Genomic DNA, 26319 nt, shown 5'->3' with positions numbered 1-26319 from the left:
GCTGCAAATTAAAAAAAGGCACCTCGAAAAGGTGCCTTTTTTCATAAAATCTGTAAGAATTAATTGAATATGTATCGAATACCAACTTGCATTCTCCAAGTATCACCCAATGAAGTGGTAGTACGGAAAGTCTCAGTTGGGAAGTCGGAAGTACCAGGAATAGTGTTCAATCTATAAACCGGCTCACCAGCATCATTTGTACCTCTATAGTTCAATAGGTTGTTTTGGAAAGCAAACTTCTGGATGCCCCACTCAGAGTTGAACATGTTACCGATGTTCAAGATATCGATAGATAATTGCAATCTGTTTTTCTTGTCATTGGTGAAAACCAAGTCCTGAGTAAATCGAAGATCGAATCTGTTAACAAATGGTCTCAATGCACCATTTCTTTCAGCAACAGAACCTCTGTTAGCACTTAGGTACTCATCCTGGTTGATGTATGCATCAAGCAAAGTAGCCTGCTCAGCTGCAGTCACTGTTCTACCTCCTAGCGTGAATTCTTGGAAGTTCAACTCGTTTGCAGAGTTAGGAATATACATCAATCGGTTAGATGCGTCCCCAAAGTTTCCAGAGTAAGTATAAGAGAATCGGCCTGCATCAGCACCTTCATAGAACAAGGTGATCGTAGAAGTTTCTGTCTGATAAGATAGTGTACCGATCACACGGTTTGGAACATCGAATCCTGCAAAGCTCAACTCAGGGTTGTTTCTGTCAGACTGAACAGTCGCTGGCCACAAAGAGATCGCTTGAGAACCTCCCGCTGCATCCAGATCTTGAGATCTTGATCTGGTGTAGGCAACCATAGCAGAGAAACCATTTTCAAACTCCTTCTGCAACTGAGCAGTGATAGAGTAGTAGTTAGCATTTCTTCTTGCATTGGTCAAGTAGAACACGTTTCGGAAGTCAGAATCATTGGAATAGTTAGTGCCATTCCAGAAAGGACGCTGATCTGGTCCGTTAAGTGTACCATCAGGAGTACGAACTACTGGGTTGTAAGCAATCGGAGTAGTTACGTCTCTGGAGTAGATGAATTCAGCAGTACCGATGATTCCGAAAGGAAGCACTTGATCGATTGCCAAGTTGGTTCTCCAAACTTGAGGAAGCTTGAAGTCACGGTCTGTCAAGTTCAATTCGTTAGAAAGAGACTGTCCAGGATTCTCAGGATTTCCGAAAGTTACATCCGGATTGAATACGTAGTTAGGTCCGAAAGCCTCAGCTACTTCATCACCTTCATATCCAAGTCCACCTCGAACCACACCAGAACCGTTTACTTGGTTAGAAAGCCATACGAATGGAATACGACCTGAGAAGATACCTGTACCACCACGTACTTGAGTAGTTCTGTCACCTTTAGCATCCCAGTTGAAACCAACACGTGGAGACCAAAGAGGATTTACTTTAGGGAATGTACTTACATCAGGAGTGATTGTCCCATCAGGAGTTTCAAACGTCTTGTTCAAGTTATCCAACAATTGGTTTCTTGGAATATCGATTGGATAGAATGGGAAGTCTACACGAAGACCACCAGTTACTTTCAATTTAGATGTTACTTGATATTCATCCTGTACATAGATACCAAACTGTCCAAATCGAGTCTGATCGGTTGGAGGAGTAGTAGATCCGTCTAGGGCAAAGCTCTTTGCGAAAGCATCTGGATATGCTCCTGGAGTTCTGTTGATAACTGATTCAACGAATGAATCATAGCTGTTGAATCGGTAGAAACCGTTGAATACAGGGTTGAACGCGTTGTCAAAGGTCATGTATTCAAAGTTAGCTCCAAATGTATAGGTATGCTTTCCTTTGTATAGGGAGAAGTTGTTGGTTACGTTGAAGATGTTGTTTTCCAACAAGTTACCTACAGTAAACAATTCATTCCCTACAGAGGTGTAATAAAGCAAGTTACCTGAAGCATCTGGCTCCAAAATCTCGATGAATGGGAAAGCCTGTCCACCTGGGATACCACGCTTAGGATCTGTGATTGATGTGAAACCAATGTTGAATTGGTTTGACATGTTAGCTCCGATTCTGGAGTTCAATTCAGCTACCCAAGACTGTACATTTCTGTCGTTGGTGTAGTTGGTGTTACGGAAATTCATCGCTTCAATACCTGTTCTAGAAGTATTTCTATATCGAGTAGAGATGAAACGGATAGAGTTTCCGTTGGTACGCACGTCTGTGAAAGCCGTGTAGTTGTTGTATCTCACTGACAATTTGTGATTGTCATTGATGTTGAAGTCCAATCTTGCATTGAAACGCTCCTGCTCAGAGGCAAAAGGATAGTTTTCGTAAGGACCAGTTTCGTAGTCATAAAGCGAACGCAACTGATTGCTGATGAAATCAAGATCAGAAGCAGGAACTCTGGAAACTGTCAAACCATCAGGCTCTAAACCTGGACGGGCAGCTACTTTCGTGTAACTTGGTACAGCTTCAGTCTCTGTCTCGTAAGAAACGAAGAAGAACAATTTGTTCTTAATGATTGGACCTCCTAAACGGAAACCTACGATTTCGTTTTTAGAGTCATCTACTGGCAATCTTGTCTCACCTACTTTGTCACCGATCATTTGATCGTTTCTCAAGTAGTAATAAGCAGATCCAGAAAATTCATTTGTACCTGACTTAGTAATAGCATTTACAGATGCTCCGGTAAATCCTGCCAAACGCACATCGTAAGGAGCCAAGTTAACTTGTACTTCTTCGATCGCATCTAGGGAGATCGGGTTAGATCCGGCAAACTGCCCTGATCCAAGACCGAAGTTGTTGTTGTAAATATTTCCGTCAACTGTATAGTTGTTGAATCGGCTAGAAGTACCGGCAAATGACGTACCATTAGACTGTGGAGTCAATCGGGTAAAGTCATTGATATTACGGTTGATGGTAGGTAGAGAGTTGATTTTATCTCCTGTCAAGTTCAAACCTGCACCGGTTTTATCCGCATTCATAATTGCATCTTGGCTAGCGATAACTTCGATAGCTTCTAGCTCCAATCCATCAGAAAGAGATGCATTCAGGGTATAAGTCTGACCTAGACCCAAAACGATACCTTCGAATAGACGATCTTCGAATCCCACAAAGGTGATTCGTACTGTGTAAGGTCCACCTACACGCATGTTTGGAAGTACAAATCGACCTTCCAAGTTACTCACTGCCCCGTAACGGGTACCGGATGGCTCGTGTGTCGCGACAATGTTGGCACCTGGAAGTGGTTCGCCTGACACTTCAGTCACCACCCCTTGGATGTTACCTGTCGTCACACCTTGTGACATTGCCCATGTGCTGCTGAATACCAGCAAAAGAACAGTCACTAAGTTTTTGAGTAAATTTTGCCTCATGTTTTTTTGGTTTAGTAAAAGTTGGTTTTATCAATTACAGCGCAAAGGTAATTTTGACATACTTCTTTGCGGGGTACTCTGTGTTAATTTTTACTGCGTAAATTTAGCATTTATTAACATTTCCTTAACATTAAATCAGAATAAATGTTCGCAAAAGAGCTGAACATGATGAAATTCAAAATTTTTATTCTGAATTATACGTTAAAAAAAAATATTATACTAATGTCTTAGAAATTAGTCAAATAATATTTCTTTAAATTCGCCTTAACTGAAGTAAGACTTATTTCCTATTTTCACATCCTCAAACCCCACTACAAAACCACCCTTCGATTGAAAAACAAAAATATACTCTGGCTTTACCTCTTTTTGTTCGCATCGATGGCAGACTTTGCGCTGATTATCAAAGGCCTTGATGAGGCACGAATTTATTCCAAACCATTGATAGTCACAAGTTTGATTATCTATTTTTACTTAATCACAAGGCCAATTTCTTGGACATTGCTTTCTAAAGCCATGATGGGAGCACTGATATTTTCACTTATTGGAGATGTCCTGCTACTATGGGAAAATTTGTTCATTTACGGATTAGGGGCCTTCCTTTTGGCTCAAATTTGTTACATCATCGCATTTAAGATTTCACAGCGAAACCCAAACCGGATTTTTAATGTCAATTTCATCCGAACATTCTTTTTCAACCTACCCATTTACATTGCTGCAGCTTTTGTCTATTTCCTGATTCACAATAATCTTGGTCCGCTAAAAATCCCCGTTGTCATCTACATTATCATCATCGTGAGTATGGTGACTACCGCTCGAGAACGATTTAAAAGAGTAAACCCCGACTCATTTTGGCAGGTATTCGTCGGGGCTTGTTTTTTCTTTGTCTCAGATGGCATGATCGCTATCAACAAATTCTATTTTGAATTTCCCGAAGCTGGAATCATGATCATGGGCACTTATGTGATCGCTCAATTACTCATAGTCATGGGAATCCGATCCTACATCCTCAGACCTGAATAAAGACCTATTTCTTCAAGGCAAGCTGAATTGAAAGTTCTTGCAACTGCTCATCGGCAATGGTACTTGGCGAGTCAATCATCACATCTCTTCCTGAATTATTTTTCGGGAAGGCAATGTAATCCCGGATGGAATCAGAGCCTCCGAAGATGGCGCAAAGACGATCAAAACCGAAGGCGATGCCACCATGAGGAGGTGCTCCATACTCGAAAGCCTCCATCAAAAATCCAAACTGCTTTTGGGCTTCCTCATCGCTAAAGCCTAAATGCTTGAACATCAATTGCTGAGTGGCTCGGTCATGAATTCGAATAGAGCCTCCACCGATTTCCACCCCATTGATTACCAAATCGTATGCATTGGCCCGCACTTCTCCTGGATTGGAATCCAAAAGCGGGATATCCTCTTGCTTGGGAGAGGTGAATGGATGGTGCATGGCATGATATCGCTCCGTCTCCTCATCCCATTCCAATAGAGGAAAATCTACAACCCAAAGAGGCTTGAAGACCGTTCTGTCACGGAGACCTAGGTCCTCGCCCATTTTCAGTCTTAGTTCGGAAAGCTGCTTTCTCACCACTTTCGTATCTCCACTTAGAATGAGCATCAAGTCGCCGGGCTCCGCACCAAAAGCGTCTGCCCATGCCGTCAAGTCCTCTTGTCCGTAAAATTTATCCACAGTCGACTTCAACGATCCATCTGTGTTATACTTGACATATACCATGCCTTTAGCTCCAATCTGCGGTCTTTTCACCCATTCAGTCAAGGCATCCAATTGCTTGCGGGTGTATTCTGCAGCTCCCTTGGCACAGATACCTACAACCAACTCAGCCTGATCGAAGATTCCAAAGCCTTTGCCTTTTGCAAGGTCATTCAATTCCACAAATCGCATATCGAAGCGAAGGTCCGGCTTATCATTTCCATAAAATCGCATCGCATCGGCAAAGGTCATTCTTCCGACTTCCTCCAATTCTACTCCCTTTACCTCTTTGAATAAGTGCCTGGTAAGCCCTTCGAACATGGAAAGCACGTCCTCTTGTGTCACGAAAGACATTTCACAGTCGATCTGAGTAAACTCAGGCTGTCGATCTGCCCGAAGATCCTCGTCGCGGAAACACTTGACGATTTGGAAATACCGGTCAAAACCCGAAACCATCAAAAGCTGTTTGAAAGTCTGGGGAGATTGCGGCAAAGCATAAAATTCCCCCGGATTCACTCGGCTCGGTACGACAAAGTCTCTTGCACCCTCTGGAGTTGATTTGATTAGGACAGGAGTTTCCACTTCAATAAACTGCGCTGCATCCATGTATTTCCGAGTCTCCTGCATCATGCGATGACGCAATTGGAGCTTTTGCCGGACTACATTTCTACGTAAATCCAGGTATCGGTATTTCATCCGAAGATCATCCCCCCCGTCCGTTTCGTCTTCAATCAAAAATGGTGGAAGTTTAGCTGGATTCAAGACCTCGAGTTCCGCTACCTTCACCTCAATGCTACCTGTTGGGATTTTATCATTTTTAGATGTCCGCTCGATCACGGTACCTTTTGCCTGAATGACAAATTCACGGCCCAGGGATCCGGCTTTATCAAGCAGTTCTTTGGCAGTAGAACCTTCCTCAAAAATCAACTGCGTCAATCCGTAGCGGTCCCGAAGGTCCACCCAAATCAAGCCTCCCTTATTTCTTACTCGCTGAACCCAGCCTGCAAGAGTGACTTGAGTATTGACATGGTCTAGGCGAAGTTCGCCGCAGTTGTGACTTCTATACATAGCAAAATTTGGTTTTGGACGCCAAAGATAAAAAATTGTGCTTTCGCCTATCATCTATTTGATGAGAATAAGGACCAATACTGAAAGATTTCGAGAGATTTGCCTTAAATAACTGAAGGATTTGAAAAATTTAGCAAAACTATCCTTAGAAGGAATAGTTTTTGTTAAAAAACTTGTAGAAAATACATCATTTGTTTTCCTTCGGATAGCATTCTATTCACCCCAAATTTCCCCTCATGAACAATAAATGGCTCGGACTTCTCGGACTTGCAATAATTTTAGCAGCATTCTATTACTTTTCAGACCGATCCAATACAGATATCGATACAAGCCTCGATGATCAAATTGCAGAAATAGACAGCTTAGCCGTCGATCCAAATTCTAAATTTCTCTACGGAATAGATGTCACTGGACTCAATATAATAGAGGGAACAGTAGCCAGAAATCAAACACTTGGTAGTATTCTTTCGCCATTTGAAGTCCCTTATCAAATCATCGATGAGCTAGCCAAAAAATCCAAAGAAATTTTTGATGTAAGAAACATCGCTTTCAATAAGAGATTTAAGCTTATCACTGCTGAAGATTCCACTTCAGTAAAGCCACGTTATTTTATCTACGAACCCAATGCTGCCGAATATGTAGTCTTTGATCTGGACAGTTTGGAAATCTACAAAAAGGAAAAGCCGGCTGAAATCCGTACCCGTGAGATTGGCGGGGTGATCCAAACTTCGCTTTATGTAGACATGATCGAAAAAGGTGTCGGCCCAGATCTGATCGACTTATTCGCAGATTTGTACGGATGGTCTGTTGATTTTCAGCGTTTGCAGAAAGGAGATAAATTCAAGGTCGTTTTTGATGAAAAATTTGTAGAAGATCAGTCCGTCGGGGTAATAGGCATTCAAACAGCTTATTTCGAGCACATGGGAGAACCTTATCATGCAATTCCTTTTGAGCAAAATGGGGAAATGAACTTCTTTGATCAGGAGGGCAACAGCTTGAAAAAGGCCTTTCTTCGCGATCCCTTGAAGTATTCCCGAATAAGCTCTCGATACAATCTTAGACGATTCCATCCGGTACAAAAACGCTACAAACCACACCTAGGCACAGACTATGCAGCGCCTCGAGGCACAGAAATCCGAACTGTAGGCGATGGTACAGTTGTCGAAGCGGGCTATAGCAGAGGAAATGGCAATTATGTCAAAATCAAACATAATGGCACTTATTCTACTCAGTACCTCCACATGTCCAAAATTGGTAAAGGCATCAAAAAAGGGAGTAGAGTTCGCCAAGGCCAGGTGATCGGATATGTAGGAAGCACAGGTTTGGCAACAGGCCCGCATCTTTGTTTCCGTTTTTGGAAGCATGGAAAGCAAGTAGATTGGCTTCGCGAAAAAATCCCACCATCCGAACCGATTTTGGCAGAAAATAAGGATGCATTTGAACTGGTGAAAAGAGATGCTATTCAAGTTTTGGCAGCGATATCCGTGGAAGGTGAATCAGAAAAGACTTTAGCATCAAACCAAAAGATTCAGCCGGGAGTAGCTGGGGAATAGGGATTTAAAAAAAACTCAAACTTCTTTTTTAGAAATTAAAAGTTTTTCGGTAAATAGCCGAACAAAACACTACTATATCTTTTAAATTCTTGATTTATGAAAAAAATTATCTTTTCAATCGCCCTCTTTTGTTTGATCCTTCCAAACATCTCAAAGGCTCAATCCGATGAAACTGTCAGCCGATTGATGGAAGCCATGCAAATCGGAGAATCCATGAGTGGAATGGTGGACATGATGAAGCAAAACCCGGCATTTTCCGCTTCAGTGCCTGCGGAGTTTTGGGATGAATTCAAAGCAGAAATCACTTCTGATGCGCTGATTGCTGAAGTTGGGGAAGTTTACAAAAAATACTACACTGAGGAAGAAATGCTTCAGCTGATTGAGTTTTACTCCTCTCCTATCGGAAAGAAAACTTTGGAAATCAACCCTCAACTCTCAGGAGAAACCATGCAGATCGGTCAGCGCTACGCGATGCAGATTGTTCAAAGACTGATGGAAAAATCAGGTATTGAATAATTAGAAAATCTGATTATCAGCAATCATGCCTTTCCCTTATTTTCTTTGCTTAACTGGTTGGAAGACCGAAGTCCGAAGCTTCCGGATTCTGATCCATTCAGCAGACAATAAGCCGACTTTTTGTCAATACTGGTAAGAAAGCGAATATCCATAATAGAAAAACTAAGCCGGGCAAAACCCGGCTTTGATTTTTATAAACTCCAAGTGTTTCCTATTTCAGAAAGTGGCATACAGCCCCGGTATTCTCCAGGAATTGGATCATAGCTCAGGACATTTTTTCCGATTTCTTCCGAACTGAAATAGGCCCAAAGTACGGTGGATTTCAGACCTCTGTAGAACCCGACTGGCTCCCGAGGGCCTACATCTCCTCCCCATACTTTTTTGGCAAATTTTGGAGAATTAGCCTCCTGCTCCTTGAAGCAGGCTGCTTTTTCCTCTTCAGAAAGCTCAGCAAATACTTTTCCGTACTTTTCTTTACAGTCCGCATTGAACTTTTCTATTTCGGCGACTACCTGCTTTTGCCCTTCCTCGTCGTAGGTTTTAGCATACATCAGGTCGATGAAAACATCTGCCTTCACATCCAAACCACCGGGAGTTTCGGTTTTGGGCAAAAGGAAGTCCACGAAAGAGGACAGAAATATAGCATGGTCTTCTGACAGAAACTGAGGAGTCCAGGTCAATCGGTCCTGCTGGGCACAGGACTGTAACAAGCTCAGTAAAGTAGGAGCTCCAGCAGCTGCTCCCAGTGCCAGAGCGGATTTTTTAAGTGCGTCGCGTCTGTTCATGGCTTAGAGGTTGAGTTTTTTGAGTTCAGATACGGCATGATTGGCAGCTCTTGCGGTGAGTGCCATGTAGGTCAAGGAAGGATTGACACAGGAGGAAGAGGTCATACAAGCTCCATCGGTAACAAAGACATTTTCACATCCATGCACTTGATTGTTCCCATTCAAAACGGAGGTTTTTGGATCTCTACCCATTCGGGCAGTTCCCATTTCATGGATTCCAAAGCCCATCTCATGTTTATTGTCAAATTCCATGACATCTTTCAGCCCGGCTCGCTCCAGCATTTCCTTGGCATCCTGCCTCGCCTGATCATTGAGTGCAAGTTCATTGGCTTTCCATTCCGCATCTATGGAAAGAGTGGGTTGACCCCATTTATCCAACACATCTTTATTTAAGTAAACCTGATTTTCATGGTAAGGAAGGCATTCCGAAAAACCAGTGATGAAAAACTCCCAAGGTCCCGGCTTCATAAGACCGTCTTTGAAATCTCCTCCAAAAGCTTCCTGATTGCTGCCTGCTCCCCAGCCAGCTCTGCCGCCTCCACCTTGGAAACCAAAGCCACGGACAAATTTATCCGACTGAGGTCCATCTTTGAGGTTGACATAGCGCGGAATATAGATTCCGTTTGGTCTGCGACCTTTGTAATATTGATCTTCAAAACCTTCAACAGTTCCCATCGCACCGACTCGATAAGTATGATCCATCAAGTTGTGTCCAAGTTCTCCGCTGTCATTTCCCAAACCATCTGGGAATCGGTTTGAAGTTGAGTTCATCAAAATCTGGGTAGTGCTCAGCGTGGAAGCATTGACAAAAATAATTTTGGCTTTGTAAACAATCTCTTCGCTGGTTTCGGCGTCGATAATACGCACCCCAGAGGCCTTCCCTTTTTGCTCGTCATAGACCACAGACTGCACGATGGAAAACGGTCGGATGGTCAAGTTGCCTGTGGCATTGGCTGCAGGCAAGGTCACTGCATTGGAACTGAAATACGCTCCATAAGGACAACCTCGATCGCAGCGGTTACGGAACTGGCATTTTCCTCGACCATTCAAGGGTTCGGTCAAGTGAGCCACCCTCCCGATAATTAGATTTCTGCCGTTAAAGTCTTTCTCAATTCGCTCCTTGACGTGTTTTTCCACACAATTCAGTTCCATCGGAGGCAAAAAATGAGAATCCGGTAACTGGGGTAAACCTATAGCTTCCCCACTGATTCCGGCGAATTTCTCCACGTAGGTGTACCAAGGTTCAATATCTTTATATCGAATAGGCCAATCCACCCCATGCCCATCTTTGGCATTCGCTTCAAAATCCAAATCCGACCATCTATAGGTTTGCTTTCCCCAAAGTAAGGATCGACCACCCATTTGATGAGCCCTCACCCACATAAACGGCTTGACTTCCGTGTAGGGATTTTCCAGATCATTGGCATGAAAATGCTCATTGAAAGCTCCGATAAAGCCCGATCTTCCACCTTTTGGGTGTTTGGCTTTTTGCTCGGGAGTGAGTCCGCCCCGAAGTTCGTGCTCCCAAGGATCTAGCGTCATGGTAGGATAATCCACCACATGCTCCACAATACGTCCTCGTTCAAGGACAAGGGTTTTTAGTCCGGCTTCGCAAAGTTCTTTTGCTGCCCAGCCTCCACTAATTCCTGATCCGATGACAATGGCGTCGTAGGTTAGGCTTTTGTCGGCATCGATATTAAAATTGGCCATATTAATAGGTCTGTTGAAGGCCTAATATTAGCCAAATTTTTAATGTAATACTCAGTCAATTTCTGACCAAAGGGGAGAATAGCTACTACTTTTCCCTAGTCCATTCCACCGTACGCCCAAATAAAGAAACACCAATGTACCCTCGAACCTCCAAAATATCCTTGTCCTTCAATGTCATCACGCAGGAATAGGTTTTCCCATTTTTAGGGTCATAGATGGTCCCATCTTCCCAAGTACCATCCTCAAAAGTAAATCCTTCTAAGATCTCTAGGCCCAAAATGGGTTTATCCTGCAGAGATTCATCCGGATTATTTTCATCGGTTTTAGGCTTGCCGTTATCAGTCGGCTCTTTTAGCCAAATGATTTTCCCGAAATATTTATTGCCTTCCTTGTAAATTTCAATCCGTCCGTCTTTCTCGGTATTGTTCCAAACTCCCAAAATAGCATCAGCATCTTGAGCCTGAATTGTCAGGGCGGAAAATAGAAAAATAGCGAAGCTCGCGAATAGGGTTTTCATATTGATTGAATTTGGTGATTATGTTGAATAACGAAGTCCTATTAACTTGGTTTGCGTCGAAAATAGCTAAAATTCAAACTTGAAATTAGAAGGGAATTGACTTTTGATTCATGTCAAAATTCTGATGGGTTTGATCAAATAATCTAGAACATGACAGATCGCCCTCCTGATATCGCTATTGCTCATCGGGACTGGCACTTCAGGGCTCCAATCCCTGGAATTCCTATTGTTACCCCAAATTGAATTTGGGGCTATTACAGGACGCACTTTTGGTGCTCCTTTAAAATCTTCCGATGTTAGAAAAGTGCAAACGGCACGCCCTTTGAATGCCCAGAATTCAATTCTGGGTTTCTAATCAATTTTGTATTTTTAAGAGTGCCAAAGGCCTGCCTGACCGTCAGGCAGGCACGATCTGTAACCCATTTTTCACAACATAAAATTTTTGAAACCATGCCTCAGTCCCTAGTAAAAATCTACCTCCACATCGTTTTTTCTACCAAGAATCGAATACCGATGATTTCAGGTCGAATCAGACCAAATGCCCAAGCCTATTTTGTGAAAGTTGGAGCCAATTTGGGCAGTTTCACTGAAGAAATTTTCATGATGCCGGATCATATTCACTGGCTTTGCACACTTCCACGAACAATCACTATTGCCGATTTGGTGAAAAATGTCAAAATCTCCAGTTCCATAAAATACAAGGAACTAATCCATCACAATTTCGAATGGCAAAAGGGTTATGGCGTATTTTCTGTCAGCCAATCCAAATTGGATACGGTCAAAAGATATATCCAAAATCAAAAGTAGCATCACGAAAAAACAGATTTCCAAACCGAGTACAGGAGGTTTCTAGAGGAATATCGGATTGAATATGATGAGAAATATGTATGGGATTGATTCAATACAGGTCGCCCCTTCAGGGCTCTGGGGTTTAAACCCCTAATTTGATACCCCAAATTGAATTTGGGCCTATTACAGGACGCACCTTTGGTGCTACTTAAAAATCTTCCGATGTTAGAAAAGTGCCAACGGCACGCCCTGTTCTAACCCAGAATTCAATTCTGGGTAATATCCATAGATTTCGATATCCAAGAGCCCCAAAGGGGCGATCCGTATCAAATTTTTAATCCAATATCCTCTGATTAAAATTCCAACTTTGTCACCACCCAAATTTTCGCCTATTTTTCGCCTATGAAAAAAAGCAGGATTCATCCTTTTGATCTGACCCTTGATATTCTAGGTATAATTGCAATCCTAGCCCTCTTTGCTATTCCCACTATTTTTTATGAAAGACTTCCAGACAGTCTACCAAGACATTTTGGATCGGATGGTCTTCCTGATGCCTATGCGGGAAAGGGGGTAATTTGGGTTTTTCCAATCCTTGGTTTTTTTATGTACCTGATAATTCGATTTATCAGTACCCTTCCCGAATTAATTAATCTGCCGTTCAAAGTTAATCCAAGTGAAAGCGAATCTCAGAAAAAGAAATATGGAAGAATGATTCGTATACTGAATGTAGCTGTCATTTTCACCTTCCTTTTTTTAACCTTCAATACGATTGAAATCGGTTTGGGAAATCAAACTAAACTCCCTACAGGCTTCAAGTCAATCACTTTATTTTTACTTTTCGGGATACCCTCTATATTCATCATTCCTGATTGGTTGAAATCACGAAAATTCAAATCCTAAAAAGATGAAAAAAATCACCCTGATCCTCATTTTGGCCTTTGGACCACTATTCTCCTTTGCGCAGCAAAAACTCAATAAAGACGAGCAGAAACTGATAGAACTGATCGACAAAAACTACCAAGAGACCGTCGCACTTCTCGAGGAAGTCATCAATATCAATTCCGGTTCGCTGAACAAGGAAGGCGTGCGGGAAGTAGGTCGTGTTTTCGCCCGGGAATTTGAAAAAATCGGCTTTCAAACCGAGTGGGTCGAAGTGCCTGCGGAAGTGAACCGAGCAGGGCATTTTGTGGCAACTCGGAAAGGAACGAAAGGCAAAAAACTCTTTCTGATAGGGCATATTGATACGGTTTTTGAAAAAGACATGCCCTTCACTCCCTTCACCTGGCTGAATGACAGCACTGCCACCGGACAAGGCGCCAATGACATGAAAGGCGGAGATGTGCTGGTTTTTGCCAGCCTGAAAGCGCTACACGAACTCGGACTCTTGGAGGACCGAACCGTGACTGTGTATTTTATGGGAGATGAGGAAAGTTCAGGGGACAATGAGCTTTCTAGGAGAGATTTTATAGAGCGTTCCAAGTCTCATGATATCGCTTTAGGTTATGAGACTGCTCAGGGATTCAATACGGTTACAGTTGCCAGAAGAGGTTCCAGCGGCTGGACTTTGAAAACTACTGGCCGTCAAAGTCATTCCAGTGGGGTTTTCCGCGAAAGTGTGGGCTATGGCGCCATCTATGAAGCTGCCCGAATTTTGACAGAGTTTCGGGAAGAACTGGCCGGTGAGCAGTACCTCACCTTCAACCCGGGACAAATTATCGGCGGTTCGGATATTTCCTACGATTCGAAAACAGGAAAAGGAGAAGCTTTGGGAAAAACCAATATTGTGGCAAGAGAAGCCTACGTGACTGGAGATTTGCGCTTTTTGGGAGAAGAACAAAAAGAGCGAACCCGTACAAAAATGCAGGAAATAGTCAATCGAAATCTCAATCAAACCGATGCTGAAATCACATTCCAAGATGGGATACCATCTATGAGCCCTCGGGAAGAAAACTACGAATTGGCAGCTGTCCTGAATCAGGTCAGTTTGGATATGGGATTGGGAGAAGTGAAGCCGGGCGATCCGGGAAGCAGAGGCGCAGCGGATATCGCCTATGTGGCCGAGATTCTTCCCGGCTTGGATGGTTTGGGTGCTTCGGGTCGCGGTGCGCACGCTCCAGGCGAAACCATCAACATGAAGCAATTCCCCGATCTGATCAAAAGAAATACGATTTTACTGTACCGATTGACTCGATAACTGATGAAGAAATTTTTAATCCCGGCGGTTTTGGTAGCAGCAGCCCTTTCCTGCCAAGCTCCCCAACCCCAAGAACCCGAGCCTATGAAACCCCAGAAAATAGTCGTTTATCAGGTCTTTACCCGCCTTTTTGGCAATACGAATACCACCAACAAACCTTGGGGAACCAAGGAAGAAAACGGTGTTGGGAAGTTTAACGACTTCACAGATACTGCCTTGGAAGAGATCAAAAAGCTTGGGGTGTCCCATATCTGGTACACGGGAGTCCCGCATCATGGAGTGATTGGAGATTTTCCGGAGATCGGTGTGAGTTCAGATGATCCGGATGTGATCAAAGGAAGGGCTGGTTCCCCTTACGCCGTACGGGATTACTATCAGGTCAATCCCGATATGGCCGTGGATGTGACCAAGCGGATGGAGGAATTTGAAGCTTTGATCGCCCGAACTCATAAGCATGGGATGAAAGTGATCATCGACATCGTACCCAATCATGTTTCCCGGCATTACGAGGGGAAAAACAATCCCGAAGGAGTGAAAGATTTCGGAGCGGATGATGATACATCTGTAGAATATACCAAGGATAACAACTTTTACTATATCCCGGGAGAAGCCTTTCAGGTACCCGAACCCAAAAACGGTTACCAGCCGCTAGGCGGAGAAAAGCATCCCTTAGCGGATGGAAAATTTGAGGAAAATCCAGCCAAATGGACCGGAAATGGTTCCCGATTAGCTCAGCCTGATTTCTATGATTGGTACGAGACCGTCAAAATCAATTATGGAGTAAGTCCCGATGGAAAAAAGGATTTTGACGAACTGCCTACCGGCGCGGATTCCTTGGATTGGAAAGCACATTATGACTTTTGGCAGGGCAAAGAAGTGCCGGATTCATGGAAAAAGTTCAAGGACATCACCCAGTTTTGGTTGGGAAAAGGAGTGGACGGATTCCGCTTTGATATGGCCGAGATGGTTCCGGTAGAGTTCTGGTCCTATTTGAATTCCCATATCAAAAAGACCAATCCGGAAGCATTTCTTCTGGCCGAAGTGTACAACCCAAGTCTCTACAGAGACTATATCCACAAGGGAAAAATGGATTACCTCTACGACAAGGTGGAGCTGTACGACACCCTGAAGCATATCATGCAGGGTCATGGTTCGACGGATAATTTGGTGCCTATTCTGGAAGGATTGAAAGACATTGAGCACCACATGCTGCACTTTCTGGAAAACCATGACGAGCAGCGCATTGCCAGTCCGGAGTTTGCCGGAAATCCCTGGAAAGCCATGCCTGCTTTGGTGGTTTCGGCAACTGTTTCCACATCTCCGACCATGATCTATTTTGGGCAGGAGGTTGGAGAACCGGGAGCTGAGGATCCAGGTTTTGGCGACCCTAGCCGAACCTCCATTTTCGATTACATCGGAGTACCGCAACATCAGAAATGGATGAATGGAGGGAAGTTTGATGGAGGACAGCTGTCGGAAAATGAAAAAGCGCTGCGAAACTACTACTCTGAAGTGCTCAACTTCACCAGAAACAGTTCGGCGCTGATGGGAGAGTATATGGAATTGCATTCTTTCAACCGAAAGCAAAATATAGCCTACACAGACAAAGCCTTTGCTTTTGCCCGCTGGGACGAAAACCAGAAGCTAATAGTGGTAACCAACTTTGATGAATTCCAATCGGTGAAAACAACACTCAAACTTTCTCCGGAATTGCTCAAGGCATGGGACTTGAAAGCGGGAGAGCGGGAGATCAAGGAAGTGATGTTTGGGAAAAAGAAGGCCATTCTTCGGGTGACGGATGAAGGGGCTGAAATTGATTTGGACTTTGGCCCTTGGGAGTCGGCGGTGTTTGATGTGAAATAATTTTTTGATTCTATGCCTCGGAAAAAGGCTTCTAAATCCTCGATTTGGGCAACTTCTCTGATCTTCTTTGTATTAATTGCTGGAACAATCTTTCTTATCAAATACGGTAAGGGGATTAAACGGGAATTTTCAGACCATACGCGAAAGACTCCAGTTTGGACAGAAACTGAAAAATTCGAGCGGGTCTTCACGGAATTTCCAGATGGAATTTTAGGTGTCGATATCTCCCAGTATCAAGGGAAAATTGATTTCAACAAGCTTACACTTCAGCTTCAAGATCGCCCCGTTCAATTCCTGGTCTTTCGTGCCACCATGGGACATAATGGGGTGGATAGAAGATTTTTTGAAAACTGGGAAGCTTCCAAAAATCTGCCAGTAGCCCAGGGTGCATACCACTACTATAGACCCAATGAAAACAGTACCCATCAGGCAGAAAACTATATCAAAACTGTTGAACTAAAATCGGGAAATTTGATCCCAATTTTAGATATCGAAAAGCACAGCACCATCCAATCCAAAGACAGATTGCGAGAGGGAATCAAAAATTGGTTGAATTTGGTTGAATCACATTTTGGAGTAAAACCGATGATCTATACGGGCGATCGTTTTTTCTGGGAGATTCTACATAATCAAGGCTTCGACCATTATCCTATTTGGGTGGCCAATTACAATCATATTCTAGAGCCGGAAACCAAGAACTGGGTAATCTGGCAGTTTTCTGAGAAGGGCAGTATTGAGGGAATTGGTGAAAGAATCGATTTGAATATCCTGCGTGGTGGACGGTTCCAGTTTCATAAATTGAAAATGCCTGAATAATAATACCAGCTCTTCTTTTCGAAGATTTGTAATCTTTTTTTCACGGATTGAAAATCCTATGATCAAGGTTCAGGATTACAAATCCTGAACAGCTGGACAGTAATACACTACCGCCCCGTCTTCATATACTCGATAGCCCGCTCCAAAATAGGATCTCGGCCTCCCGCAATGTCCTCAGGAGTCATTTCTACACGGATGTCAACTGGGACTCCTCCTTCGAAGTTAAGCCCGTCTACCGTGTAACCAATCGTACTGCTGTAGTTGAAATACCAGCCATTCGGTAAATCGTAGCCTGCAGGCACGCCGCAGCCACCCCCGGTATCATCTCCCATCAGCACCACCTCAGGCAAGGCTTTGGTGTAGGCAGCAAAATAACTTCCCGCGCTGTAAACCGTCCGATTGGTCAGCACCACGATTCGTCCAGAAAATTTGGGATTTTCTGTGTCAGGATCTAAAAAAACTTCCTTTTCCTCCGAAAAATCACCCGGTCCGGGACCGGTTTTCAACTGATAGGAATACAACTTGGTTCGCTCTGAAATGATCCGGGAGATGATTTTTAGCCCGTTTGCCGGATCTCCGCCTTCGTTGTTTCGGATGTCGATAACTACCCCCGGCAGGCCTTTAAAGCGATCCACGACAATATCCAATTCCGAATCCAAAATAGGGGTTGCAAAACTGCGGTAATGGATGTAGCCTACTCCATCGATTTCCTGATTTAGCAGATAGCCGGTGATTCGGTAGTCTTCCAAATAGTTTTGCTCCAGCACATCAAAACTATAATTGGCCGGTTCGCCTAGATAGGGAAGGTACCGACTGATGTCAAAGGGCGTTCGCAGATTGACATGTCCGTCTCGAAGCGTGTTGAGCATGGCTGCAAAGACATCGTAGAGTTCTGTGTCATTTTGGGCCTGTAGTGCCAACGGACGATACACATTTCTTACACTATCCCAGTCGATTTTTTTATAGTCAAAAAGCGAATAGCGCTCATTCATCACTTCCCAGAGAATATCAAAGTTCTCCGCATTCGTATTGTCCGGTTGGGGATCCAACAACAGCTGCTCACAAGATCCGCAGAGAAGGAGAATGGCTAGAGTCAAAATTCCAGTTAGCTTTTTCATTTGGTGCGCATTAGAAAGTTGATACCAAAAGTATGGGCGGCGGTCTGTACCGGATTGGGATCCTGAAAGGAATAGTATTCCCAATTGTAAATCACCTGGATTTTATTTCCCCCGGCGATGGGAAACTCGATAAAGTTATCAAACTGAATTCTGGGAAAATCCCCTAGCCAACTCACGCTGGTATTTTCAAACAATTGACTTTCGAAACTCCGCTCCTGATCCAAAAAGTCCGGAACACCAGCATAAATGGGCCGGGATATGTACCCGATTACCGGAAGCTTCAGCCCAATGTTTCCTTTCATCGCTTTACCAAAAAGCTCAAAATCTCTTCGATAACGCAGCTCTGCCTGTAGATTTCCGCTGAAATCATAATTGATTGCGCTATTGTCCCAGCGGGGAGAGTAGCGCACATGGATCAAATGGGAAAGGGATGGCCCGAGCCACCAGTCACTTTTTTCATCAGCTATTAGCCGGAAAAGGGAGGAATAGGTGATTTCATTCCAATAGGAAGTGATCTGTGGCTGCTGATATCTACCCAGATTCTGCCTGATTTCAAACTCCCTGGTTTTCAATGGACCTATGCTTCCTTCAAATTGGAAATTGCTAAGTTTTTTAAGCTTTTGCCGCTCATGGTTTAGCATGAAATAGATGGGTGCCCCAGAATAGCGACTTCGGGTGATGAGTTGGTCTTGGACGATTTGGGATCGTAAACCAATTGCCAAGCCCCAATAGCCTTCTTTTTCTTGGGCTTTGAGGGATTGGAAACCCAAAAACAAAACCAAGACGATTATGATTTTTTTCAAAACAGTGCGGTTTGGTCAAAAGTAAAAGTTAATTCTTAAGTAGTAGATGCACGATTTAGCCCAATGGTTGCATCGAGTTTAATTTTTTTCTCCACTTGTAATCAAGAGATACCTTTGGAATCAACCCGATAGCAAACTAAATTCAGGAAAATGCCTAGCCTATGAAAAGCCTCCTACTAGCCACTTTTCTTTTTTTCTGCTTCTTATTGGTGACAAAAGCCCAAAGCAAACAACCCAACATCCTCTTCCTGATTGCCGATGACTGGTCTTATCCGCATGCGGGAGTCTATGGAGACAAGGTAGTCAGAACCCCAACTTTTGACCGATTGGCAGCTGAAGGAGCACTTTTTACAAATGCCTACACCGCCTCGCCTTCCTGTTCCCCTTCCCGGGCTTCTATCCTTTTGGGTCGCTATCCTCATCAAAATGGTGATGGGGGAAATCTCTGGTCTGAGTTTCCCAATGCGCATCCTACCTATGTGCAGATTTTGGAGAAAGCCGGCTACTTCACCGGCGCTACCCGCAAAGGCTGGGGACCGGGAGAGTTTAAAGTGACAGGTTTTGAGCATAATCCAGCTGGGAAAAGCTTTGCAGATTTTGACGCTTTTTTGAAAGAAAGAAAGGCTGGAGAACCCTTCACTTTTTGGTTTGGGAGCTCCGATCCACACCGGAACTATGTGGCAAATACGGGAATTCAGACTGGGATGAAATTGGAGAATGTGGTGGTTCCCGGCTTTTTCCCTGATAATGATTGTGTGCGAAATGATATCTTGGATTACTACTTTGAGATCGAGCGATTTGACCGGGAGTGCGGGCAGTTGATTGCGATGCTGGAAGAAATCGGCGAACTCGACAACACCATCATCGTAATGACCAGTGACAACGGTATGCCTTTTCCGCGAGCCAAGGCCAATCTTTACGATTATGGAACCCGAATGCCATTAGCCATTCGTTGGCCGGAAAAAGTCAAGTCAGGAACAGTAATTCACGACTTTGTGAATTTCGTGGACTTTGCGCCGAGCTTTGTGGAGGCGGCAGGCCTATTGCAAAATTCCATGTCCGGGCAATCCCTGTGGGCGCTTTTGGCAGGAGAAAAGCAGGATCGAAACCAAGTTTTTCTCGAACGAGAGCGCCATGCCAATGTACGGAAAGGCAATTTGAGCTATCCCATGCGGGCAGTCAGGAATCAGGATTATCTCTACATCTGGAATCCCATGCCTGAGCGAAATCCTGCCGGAGATCCGACCGTGCATCAGTCGGTTGGCCAATATGGAGATGTGGACCACTCCATTACCAAGTTCTTGATTATGGCGATGGAGGGAAAAGCCGAGGCTGGACAACCGGATTTGTTTCAACTCAGCTTTGGCCTGCGGCCTGAAGAAGAACTCTACGATGTGAAAAATGATCCTTATCAGCTGCATAATTTGGCGGATGACCCGGCTTTTGCAGAAATGAAAACTGTCCTTCGTCAGCAACTTTTAGTCTGGATGGAAGAGACGAATGATCCCCGATTTGAGGAGCCAAGATCCACCTTTTGGGATCAGGTACGCTACACACCGGACTATCAGATGAAGGATATCGACTGGCAAAAACAGATAGAGGAATACCGGATTCGCCCGCCTTTTGGATCGGTGAGGGAGATTCCCTGCTTGCCTAGTTCACAACAATAGCTTTTTTAGCCGAATCATACCCGATCCGATGGGTATTCACATAGATGGAATCTCCCAACACTGCCTCAAAAGGTCCGGTGTAGATTTTCCAGGAATCGCTGCCAGACTTTCTCCACCCGATCAGAGCTGAAGAAGTTGGGCAACTTAAAGTGACTTTGCCTTCGGAGAAACTCACCGCAGCCTCCGCAGTAACCGGTGGATTCTCGGCTCCATTCCACCAACTTCGGACCATTTCCATTTCGTTGAGGTCTCCTTTGTCACCACATTGATATTTTTTTTCCATGAGGCATTACCACTTTAAACTATTTCATTCTAAAAGAATAAATTATCTAAATTTTTAAACCTTAAAATTTGGTTACCTATTGTTTTTGTCGATTTCTTAAAATAAATTTATTTGAATACTTTTAAAATGAAAAAACTTGTATTAATCCTATCACTATTCCTTAATTGGAGTCTTGCTTTTTCTCAAGCAGTATGCTTTTCTGATCAAAGTAACAGTTTCTGGAAAATAAACGAATCCTTGTACGGGTCTAAAAGACTCTCTGATTGCCACGTAGGTGCTAATTATAACTGCCACGGGTTTGTAATGAGTTATTTCGAAAATGGCTGTACTTCTCCTGGATGGAATAAAACTTTCCTTCCTGCTCCATATTCATGCCCCACATCTCAAGGTGTCAAGTCAGCTTCAGATTTTAAAAATAGTGGCAAGTATTTACAGGTCTGTAATGAAGCGGATGCTAATATTGCCTTTTATAACCTAATTGGTTCAGAACATTCGGCGGTCAGAGAGGTAGTCGGAGGATCTTTCGTAAAATACATTTCCAAATATGGAACAGAAGGCCCTTTGGTAGCTCATAATCTAAACCAATCCTTCTATCACCTTTATCAAGGTGGCCAAGTAATAGGTTCACCTGAATTTTGGACCTACGTTGGACCAATTACCGGCAGCCCTCAAACAATAATCGGGACAAATGCTGTATCTTACAATGTAATTAACCGACCGGGTGTTACTTATAATTGGTCAATCGTTGAAGGGTACTCAAAAGCCATCATTTCCTCTTCAACAAATCAGTCCACTGTCACTGTTACTCCAATCCATAGTGGTACAGCCAAACTTCGATTAACAATTAGCTCGAGTTGCGGCCAGTCCAAAATCCAAGAAATTACTCTTACAATCCAAACTAATGTTTGCCTCGAAGGAGACTATTCTATAGGTAGCAATACAGGAGTTAATTTAAATTCAACTAATCAGATTGGTATAGGAAACGTAACTTCAACCGTAACTTGCCCCAATGCCAATTCATTTACTTGGGAAAGAACGTCGGGAAGTATTACAACCATCAATACCGCCGGAAATTACGTTACTTTTAATATGGTTTCAGGTGGAAGCATTAGTTTTAAGATAACTGCGAGAAATGGATCGACAATTTTATCCACTAGAAATGTCAGCTTTTTTAATTTTGGATCTTTCAAGGTTTATCCAAATCCATCCTCTGAGGAATTAACCATTGATCTAAGTAAAGACATGACCTTTGATTTACTAATTCAAGGAATTGATGCTAACTCAAAGTCGGAAATCTCAGGCTATAGAGGTGGTGAAAAAATTGATATTTCGGACTTGCCAAAAGGTGATTATATCCTTAAAATAAGTTTTGAAGGGAAAATGATTCATCAAGAACGATTAATCCTATCAAAATAGCTCCCTATGAAAAATCTTTTTCTTCTGCTTTTATTCTTTGGCTTTATGCTTCAATCTTCCTTTTCCCAGGAAAATCCACCTCAAAGAATCTCCTTGTCTGTTAGTGCAGGCCCTGCCTTTCCATTGGGTGTATTCGGAGGAAATAATATGGAAGAGGCTGCGATTTATTTTCCAGATTCCAGCATACCCAATCTTGCGAGTATTTCAAAGGCTAGTAATGGATTTGCAAAAGTAGGCTATTCTATTCACGGAACTCTTAATTATCATTTCGCCAGTCACTTTTATGTATTTCTTAGATCAGGTGTTACAAACAATCCGATCTCTGTTACCGAAATGGAGGATTTCGTCAATGATCTTTACGGATTGGATTTTCGCTTTTCTCATGAAAATAACAACATGCTATCAATCACTCCCGGACTGGGATATTTTTTAAAAAAAGGAAGTTGGGAATATCGATCGGGAATATTTCTAGGCTATGGACAGATCAACTACCCTTATTACGAGATGGTAAGGTCAGTTGGTAACGAAACTCTTACATGGGCTCATGTCGGCTCTAGACCCAATTCATCCTCTATTACAGCGGGAGGAAATCTGCAAGTATCCAGGGCTATAGGGAAATTTCAATTAGGCTTGGAAGCCAGTTATCAACGGGCTGATTTTGACTACTCTATATTTCCCCGTACAAGTCCCGGAGGTAGTCAATCTGTAACCTACGAGGATACAATTAAGGTCCGAACCTTGAATTTTGGACTTTTCTTATTGTATCCTCTGCTTGGACATGAAAAATAGACCATTTGAATATGTTTCACAGAAAAACGAACTAATTATTTCCCATTAGTTCACGATTTGCCTAATTTTTTAAATCCGTATTACCCAATTTTATGGAAACCTCCACAGCCTCATACCCAATACGATGGGTATTCACATAGATGGAATCTCCCAACACTGCCTCAAAAGGTCCGGTGTAGATTTTCCAGGAATCGCTGCCAGACTTTCTCCACCCGATCAGAGCTGAAGAAGTTGGGCAACTTAAAGTGACTTTGCCTTCGGAGAAACTCACCGCAGCCTCCGCAGTAACCGGTGGATTCTCGGCTCCATTCCACATAGCCTTCACCATTTCCATTTCGTTGAGTGCTCCTTGATCTCCGTATTTTGTGATCCAGTCCTGGTAGGCATTGCGCAGCTCATCTAATTTTTTTGCATAGTCTGGATTCCCAACCAGATTAGTAAACTCCCAAGGATCGCTTTGGGTATCGTACAGCTCTTCCTCAGGCTTGCTTTGGGCAAACCAGCGGGCTTGATTTTCATTGAGTGCCCCATTTTCATTCAGTTCGAGCAAATGAACCATCAGGGGATTTTGAAGACGATATTGGATATTTTGGTAATTCGGCTTCTCAGGCATGTAGTTTCTGATGTATTTAAAACGTCCATCTGAAACTGCCCTTACCCGATCGTATTCGGAGTCCATACGATCCCGGGCGGCATAAATGTATTTTCGAGGCTCCGACTTTTGCTCACCCAAAAAGGCCTGTCCCTGCATACTTTCAGGAATGGGAATTCCTGCCAAAGAAAGTAGTGTTGGCCCAAAATCCACAAAACTGACCAATTCATCTGTTTTTGTTCCTCCTTCCAGCCAAGGTGCTTTCACCAAAAGTGGCACTTTTAGCCCTCGATCATACAATTCCCGCTTGAAATACGGCATCCCATCCCCATGATCGGAATAGAAGAAAATGATCGTATTCTCGTACAATCCATCTTCTTTCAGCTGGGCAATCACCTCTCCGACTTGGGCATCCATCCGCATCACATTGGTGATAAATCGGGCTATCGTCCTTCGGGTAAGGGAATCATCCGGATAGACCGGTGGCACGGTCACGTCCTTTGGATCCACCAGCAAGCTGTCCTGACCTTCTCTAGCCCAAACCTGGGACTCATGGGTGGTGGTAAAGTTGAAAATGGAGAAAAAAGGCTGATTTTTATCAGGCCGGTTACGGTAATGGGCATTTCGGCTGCTTTCATCCCACATCATCCCCGGACTTCGGAATTGATAATCCTCCTTCACATTATTGCTTACGTAATAGCCTGCCATCCTCAAGTATACTGGATAGGGCCACATTCCTTCAGGCAAAACGGCAGAATACCCCTTAAATCCTGGAGGATAAGCATCGCCTGCCGCTGCAGATGGAGCCAAAGTCCGCATATGATGGGCCCCAATGGAAGTTTGATAGGTCCCAGTGATCAAAGCTGCCCGACTGGGAGCGCAAACACCCGCAGTAGAAAAGGCATTCTGGTATTGCAGAGATTCTGCTGCCAAAGCGTTTAGATTGGGCGTCTTCCCTCCTGTGCCCCCATAGCTTTCCAGATGTTCGGGAGACATATCCTCCACGACGATCCAAACGATGTTGGGTCTATCGGGATAGGTAATTTGTTCCGATTGGGGAGTTTTTTCCTTGCAGGAGAACAGAAAAAAGCCAAGGAGAAGGAATAGAACAAGCTTTTGCATGGCGGATTGATTTATTCGCTTAAGATAAGCTTTTCTGGAAATTAGCTTGCCTACCCTTTTTGAGACAATCTTTTTATCTTGGGAGGTAAACCTTTAGAAACCTATGAAAATCCCCTTTTTCCTTGTTCTCTCTTATCTTTTCTTAATCCAAAGCCTCGCATTCTCCCAGCAAAAAGTCTGGCTAGACTCCGATACAGGCAATGAAATGGACGATCTCTATGCAATTGCCTATTTGGTCAAAGTGCCGGGAATTGATCTGATCGGGCTGAGTTCGGCCCACTTCAACAATGCCGATCTGAATGTCTTCGAAAAGTGGAATGCCTATGAAACCGCCACACTCAAGCCCGTCGAAGAAAGTCAGCGACTCAATGAGGAAATCCTCACAGCCATGGGACGAATGGATATTCCCCATCCTTTGGGTGCAGACCGGCAGATTGGCCGTGCGTGGGGACAGCAGGACCCGAGAGATTCTCCCGCAGCTCAGGCCATCATCGCCGAAGCAAGAAAAATGAGTGGGGATGAAAGGCTTCATGTATTGACCCTCGGGGCCATGACCAACATTGCTACAGCCCTTATGCTGGCACCGGATATCAAAGACAAGATTCGGCTATATTCTCTCGGTTCTTGGTACACGCCTGATAATCGGGCTTGGAACAAAAGTGAATTCAACATACGCTGCGATCTAAATGCCTTCGATTATCTTTTGAATCTGGAAGGATTGGACTTCACCATCATGACCACGACGACTTCCTTTGCCTTGAAGTTTGACCGGGATGAGACCTATGCTAGACTGGATGAAAACGTGGCAATCGAAAAGATTTTGGCTGATCGCTGGCGCATTCACAATCCACAAGACAAAACCCGGGTGATGTGGGATTTGGCATTGGTGATGGCTTACATTCATCCCGAATGGGCGACGGTTTCATCGGTCATGACTCCTCCGGAAAATACTCCTCGAGTGGTCCAAGTCTATACCGAGATCGATGCGGATAAGATGCACCAGGAGTTTTGGAGTTTATTGAAAAAGTAAAAAAACCCGAACTGGAAATAATCCCAAGTTCAGGCTTTAAAAAATTACTTCATTGGATACTCTAGAATTTATCCATCCATGGATCTCCTTTTTTCCAATTTGCCAAAACCCCCATCTCAAATTGAATAAAGAAATAAGGAAAATTATCAAGTGGACTGCTTGGTTCGATATTCGCAAAAAAGGACTCCCAGCCATAGCCTTTTCCAAAAGGAACCCGGTAAGCAAACTTTAACCTAAAGATGCCTGTACTTTCCACCCAATGCTCCGCTAATGCAACCCCAAATCCCGTTAACAATCCACCTGAAAAATGCTGAAGGTTTACCGAAGTTCCCGGATTCTCTAGAAGACTGTTCACATCAGTGACCGATGACTGCTTGGAAGCAATCAAATTCGTATCTGTCATGGATAAGCCCAGAATGGGATAAAAGGTAAATGAGCCTTTCCTAAACAGATGATAATTCAGAAAAAGGTTTACTGTCATAGGTCTTCTCAAAATTTCAGACCTCTGATCATAATTTGTAGAAACCTGGCTCCCTACTGAAAAGTCTGTACCAATTTCAAATTTTTTTATTCGATAAGCCAGACCTAAACCATAATTTAAACTACCCCTGGGGATGGGAGGATAGCCATTTTGTACTAGCAAAT

The 26319-nt window shown here is 43.6% G+C and carries 22 protein-coding genes; 12 read left to right on the top strand and 10 right to left on the bottom strand.

Annotated features, from left to right (window positions below):
• Positions 1 to 59 precede the first annotated feature (59 nt).
• Positions 60 to 3329, bottom strand: coding sequence for a TonB-dependent receptor (locus G457_RS0118235; RefSeq protein WP_026947732.1), 3270 nt, complete (start codon positions 3327 to 3329; stop codon positions 60 to 62).
• A gap of 330 nt (positions 3330 to 3659) precedes the next feature.
• On the opposite strand from G457_RS0118235, the gene G457_RS0118230 reads away from it, so the two are divergent.
• The gene (locus tag G457_RS0118230) at positions 3660 to 4349 is read left to right on the top strand and encodes a lysoplasmalogenase (RefSeq protein WP_026947731.1); all 690 of its coding nucleotides are present in this window, start codon (positions 3660 to 3662) and stop codon (positions 4347 to 4349) included.
• Positions 4350 to 4353: 4 nt separating this feature from the next.
• Here G457_RS0118230 and aspS read toward each other — a convergent pair whose 3' ends face one another.
• Positions 4354 to 6108 carry an aspartate--tRNA ligase gene (gene aspS / locus G457_RS0118225; RefSeq protein WP_026947730.1) on the bottom strand — a complete coding sequence of 585 codons (1755 nt, stop codon included), beginning with the start codon at positions 6106 to 6108 and terminating at the stop codon, positions 4354 to 4356.
• A 236-nt stretch (positions 6109 to 6344) separates the two neighbouring features.
• On the opposite strand from aspS, the gene G457_RS0118220 reads away from it, so the two are divergent.
• The gene (locus tag G457_RS0118220) at positions 6345 to 7661 is read left to right on the top strand and encodes a peptidoglycan DD-metalloendopeptidase family protein (RefSeq protein WP_026947729.1); all 1317 of its coding nucleotides are present in this window, start codon (positions 6345 to 6347) and stop codon (positions 7659 to 7661) included.
• A 96-nt stretch (positions 7662 to 7757) separates the two neighbouring features.
• Positions 7758 to 8177, top strand: a complete 420-nt coding sequence (locus G457_RS21930; protein WP_051260912.1) for a DUF2059 domain-containing protein — start codon at positions 7758 to 7760, stop codon at positions 8175 to 8177.
• 191 nt (positions 8178 to 8368) lie between these two features.
• Here G457_RS21930 and G457_RS0118205 read toward each other — a convergent pair whose 3' ends face one another.
• The 3 genes from G457_RS0118205 to G457_RS0118195 all read right to left on the bottom strand — a co-directional run bounded on the left by G457_RS0118205 (position 8369) and on the right by G457_RS0118195 (position 11189).
• Positions 8369 to 8962 (bottom strand): gluconate 2-dehydrogenase subunit 3 family protein, encoded by a 594-nt coding sequence (locus tag G457_RS0118205; protein WP_026947728.1) that lies wholly within the window; start codon positions 8960 to 8962, stop codon positions 8369 to 8371.
• Between the two features lie 3 nt (positions 8963 to 8965).
• Complete coding sequence (locus G457_RS0118200) at positions 8966 to 10672, bottom strand: GMC oxidoreductase (protein ID WP_026947727.1); 1707 nt, start codon at positions 10670 to 10672, stop codon at positions 8966 to 8968.
• A gap of 85 nt (positions 10673 to 10757) precedes the next feature.
• Positions 10758 to 11189 (bottom strand): DUF2147 domain-containing protein, encoded by a 432-nt coding sequence (locus G457_RS0118195; RefSeq protein WP_026947726.1) that lies wholly within the window; start codon positions 11187 to 11189, stop codon positions 10758 to 10760.
• Positions 11190 to 11639: 450 nt separating this feature from the next.
• Between G457_RS0118195 and tnpA the strand changes: the two genes are divergently transcribed.
• The 5 genes from tnpA to G457_RS21920 all read left to right on the top strand — a co-directional run bounded on the left by tnpA (position 11640) and on the right by G457_RS21920 (position 16851).
• Positions 11640 to 11996, top strand: coding sequence for an IS200/IS605 family transposase (gene tnpA, locus G457_RS21925; RefSeq protein ID WP_051260911.1), 357 nt, complete (start codon positions 11640 to 11642; stop codon positions 11994 to 11996).
• A 384-nt stretch (positions 11997 to 12380) separates the two neighbouring features.
• Positions 12381 to 12878, top strand: coding sequence for a DUF1648 domain-containing protein (locus G457_RS0118180; protein ID WP_026947724.1), 498 nt, complete (start codon positions 12381 to 12383; stop codon positions 12876 to 12878).
• 4 nt (positions 12879 to 12882) lie between these two features.
• Positions 12883 to 14172: a M20/M25/M40 family metallo-hydrolase gene (locus G457_RS0118175; RefSeq protein ID WP_026947723.1), complete on the top strand. Its 1290-nt coding sequence runs from the start codon at positions 12883 to 12885 to the stop codon at positions 14170 to 14172.
• A 3-nt stretch (positions 14173 to 14175) separates the two neighbouring features.
• Positions 14176 to 16035, top strand: coding sequence for an alpha-amylase family protein (locus G457_RS0118170; protein WP_026947722.1), 1860 nt, complete (start codon positions 14176 to 14178; stop codon positions 16033 to 16035).
• Positions 16036 to 16047: 12 nt separating this feature from the next.
• The gene (locus G457_RS21920) at positions 16048 to 16851 is read left to right on the top strand and encodes a GH25 family lysozyme (RefSeq protein ID WP_051260910.1); all 804 of its coding nucleotides are present in this window, start codon (positions 16048 to 16050) and stop codon (positions 16849 to 16851) included.
• A 107-nt stretch (positions 16852 to 16958) separates the two neighbouring features.
• On the opposite strand, the gene G457_RS0118160 is transcribed toward G457_RS21920, so the two are convergent.
• On the bottom strand, positions 16959 to 17969 hold the full coding sequence (locus G457_RS0118160; protein ID WP_026947721.1) for a S41 family peptidase: 1011 nt from the start codon (positions 17967 to 17969) through the stop codon (positions 16959 to 16961).
• Positions 17966 to 18772, bottom strand: coding sequence for a hypothetical protein (locus G457_RS0118155; protein WP_026947720.1), 807 nt, complete (start codon positions 18770 to 18772; stop codon positions 17966 to 17968). The genes G457_RS0118160 and G457_RS0118155 overlap by 4 nt, the downstream gene beginning before the upstream one ends.
• A gap of 161 nt (positions 18773 to 18933) precedes the next feature.
• On the opposite strand from G457_RS0118155, the gene G457_RS0118150 reads away from it, so the two are divergent.
• On the top strand, positions 18934 to 20442 hold the full coding sequence (locus tag G457_RS0118150) for a sulfatase family protein (RefSeq protein ID WP_026947719.1): 1509 nt from the start codon (positions 18934 to 18936) through the stop codon (positions 20440 to 20442).
• Here G457_RS0118150 and G457_RS0118145 read toward each other — a convergent pair.
• Positions 20426 to 20725: a hypothetical protein gene (locus tag G457_RS0118145; RefSeq protein ID WP_026947718.1), complete on the bottom strand. Its 300-nt coding sequence runs from the start codon at positions 20723 to 20725 to the stop codon at positions 20426 to 20428. The two genes, G457_RS0118150 and G457_RS0118145, sit on opposite strands and share 17 nt — an antisense overlap.
• A gap of 126 nt (positions 20726 to 20851) precedes the next feature.
• Between G457_RS0118145 and G457_RS0118140 the strand changes: the two genes are divergently transcribed.
• Positions 20852 to 22141, top strand: coding sequence for a T9SS type A sorting domain-containing protein (locus G457_RS0118140; RefSeq protein WP_155847193.1), 1290 nt, complete (start codon positions 20852 to 20854; stop codon positions 22139 to 22141).
• Between the two features lie 6 nt (positions 22142 to 22147).
• Entirely contained in the window at positions 22148 to 22930 is a 783-nt protein-coding gene (locus G457_RS0118135; RefSeq protein WP_026947716.1) for a hypothetical protein, read from the top strand.
• A gap of 61 nt (positions 22931 to 22991) precedes the next feature.
• Here G457_RS0118135 and G457_RS21915 read toward each other — a convergent pair whose 3' ends face one another.
• Complete coding sequence (locus G457_RS21915) at positions 22992 to 24644, bottom strand: sulfatase family protein (protein WP_035484262.1); 1653 nt, start codon at positions 24642 to 24644, stop codon at positions 22992 to 22994.
• 103 nt (positions 24645 to 24747) lie between these two features.
• Here G457_RS21915 and G457_RS0118125 point away from each other — a divergent pair, with 103 nt between their 5' ends.
• Entirely contained in the window at positions 24748 to 25674 is a 927-nt protein-coding gene (locus G457_RS0118125) for a nucleoside hydrolase (protein WP_026947715.1), read from the top strand.
• 61 nt (positions 25675 to 25735) lie between these two features.
• Here G457_RS0118125 and G457_RS0118120 read toward each other — a convergent pair whose 3' ends face one another.
• Positions 25736 to 26155 carry a hypothetical protein gene (locus tag G457_RS0118120; protein WP_155847192.1) on the bottom strand — a complete coding sequence of 140 codons (420 nt, stop codon included), beginning with the start codon at positions 26153 to 26155 and terminating at the stop codon, positions 25736 to 25738.
• Positions 26156 to 26319: the final 164 nt, after the last annotated feature.

Source organism: Algoriphagus marincola DSM 16067 (assembly GCF_000429405.1).
GTDB classification, from domain to species: domain Bacteria; phylum Bacteroidota; class Bacteroidia; order Cytophagales; family Cyclobacteriaceae; genus Algoriphagus; species Algoriphagus marincola.
This window is presented reverse-complemented; position numbering and strand designations above follow the sequence as displayed.

Coding starts and splice junctions, on each gene's coding strand:
- G457_RS0118180 (WP_026947724.1), top strand. CDS start 12,381: ATGAAAAAAAGCAGGATTCATCCTTTTGATCTGACCCTTGATATTCTA.
- G457_RS0118145 (WP_026947718.1), bottom strand. CDS start 20,725: ATGGAAAAAAAATATCAATGTGGTGACAAAGGAGACCTCAACGAAATG.
- G457_RS0118135 (WP_026947716.1), top strand. CDS start 22,148: ATGAAAAATCTTTTTCTTCTGCTTTTATTCTTTGGCTTTATGCTTCAA.
- G457_RS0118150 (WP_026947719.1), top strand. CDS start 18,934: ATGAAAAGCCTCCTACTAGCCACTTTTCTTTTTTTCTGCTTCTTATTG.
- G457_RS0118200 (WP_026947727.1), bottom strand. CDS start 10,672: ATGGCCAATTTTAATATCGATGCCGACAAAAGCCTAACCTACGACGCC.
- aspS (WP_026947730.1), bottom strand. CDS start 6,108: ATGTATAGAAGTCACAACTGCGGCGAACTTCGCCTAGACCATGTCAAT.
- G457_RS21915 (WP_035484262.1), bottom strand. CDS start 24,644: ATGCAAAAGCTTGTTCTATTCCTTCTCCTTGGCTTTTTTCTGTTCTCC.
- G457_RS0118160 (WP_026947721.1), bottom strand. CDS start 17,969: ATGAAAAAGCTAACTGGAATTTTGACTCTAGCCATTCTCCTTCTCTGC.
- G457_RS21920 (WP_051260910.1), top strand. CDS start 16,048: ATGCCTCGGAAAAAGGCTTCTAAATCCTCGATTTGGGCAACTTCTCTG.
- G457_RS0118140 (WP_155847193.1), top strand. CDS start 20,852: ATGAAAAAACTTGTATTAATCCTATCACTATTCCTTAATTGGAGTCTT.
- G457_RS0118175 (WP_026947723.1), top strand. CDS start 12,883: ATGAAAAAAATCACCCTGATCCTCATTTTGGCCTTTGGACCACTATTC.
- G457_RS0118125 (WP_026947715.1), top strand. CDS start 24,748: ATGAAAATCCCCTTTTTCCTTGTTCTCTCTTATCTTTTCTTAATCCAA.
- G457_RS0118195 (WP_026947726.1), bottom strand. CDS start 11,189: ATGAAAACCCTATTCGCGAGCTTCGCTATTTTTCTATTTTCCGCCCTG.
- tnpA (WP_051260911.1), top strand. CDS start 11,640: ATGCCTCAGTCCCTAGTAAAAATCTACCTCCACATCGTTTTTTCTACC.
- G457_RS0118220 (WP_026947729.1), top strand. CDS start 6,345: ATGAACAATAAATGGCTCGGACTTCTCGGACTTGCAATAATTTTAGCA.
- G457_RS0118170 (WP_026947722.1), top strand. CDS start 14,176: ATGAAGAAATTTTTAATCCCGGCGGTTTTGGTAGCAGCAGCCCTTTCC.
- G457_RS21930 (WP_051260912.1), top strand. CDS start 7,758: ATGAAAAAAATTATCTTTTCAATCGCCCTCTTTTGTTTGATCCTTCCA.
- G457_RS0118205 (WP_026947728.1), bottom strand. CDS start 8,962: ATGAACAGACGCGACGCACTTAAAAAATCCGCTCTGGCACTGGGAGCA.
- G457_RS0118235 (WP_026947732.1), bottom strand. CDS start 3,329: ATGAGGCAAAATTTACTCAAAAACTTAGTGACTGTTCTTTTGCTGGTA.
- G457_RS0118120 (WP_155847192.1), bottom strand. CDS start 26,155: ATGACAGTAAACCTTTTTCTGAATTATCATCTGTTTAGGAAAGGCTCA.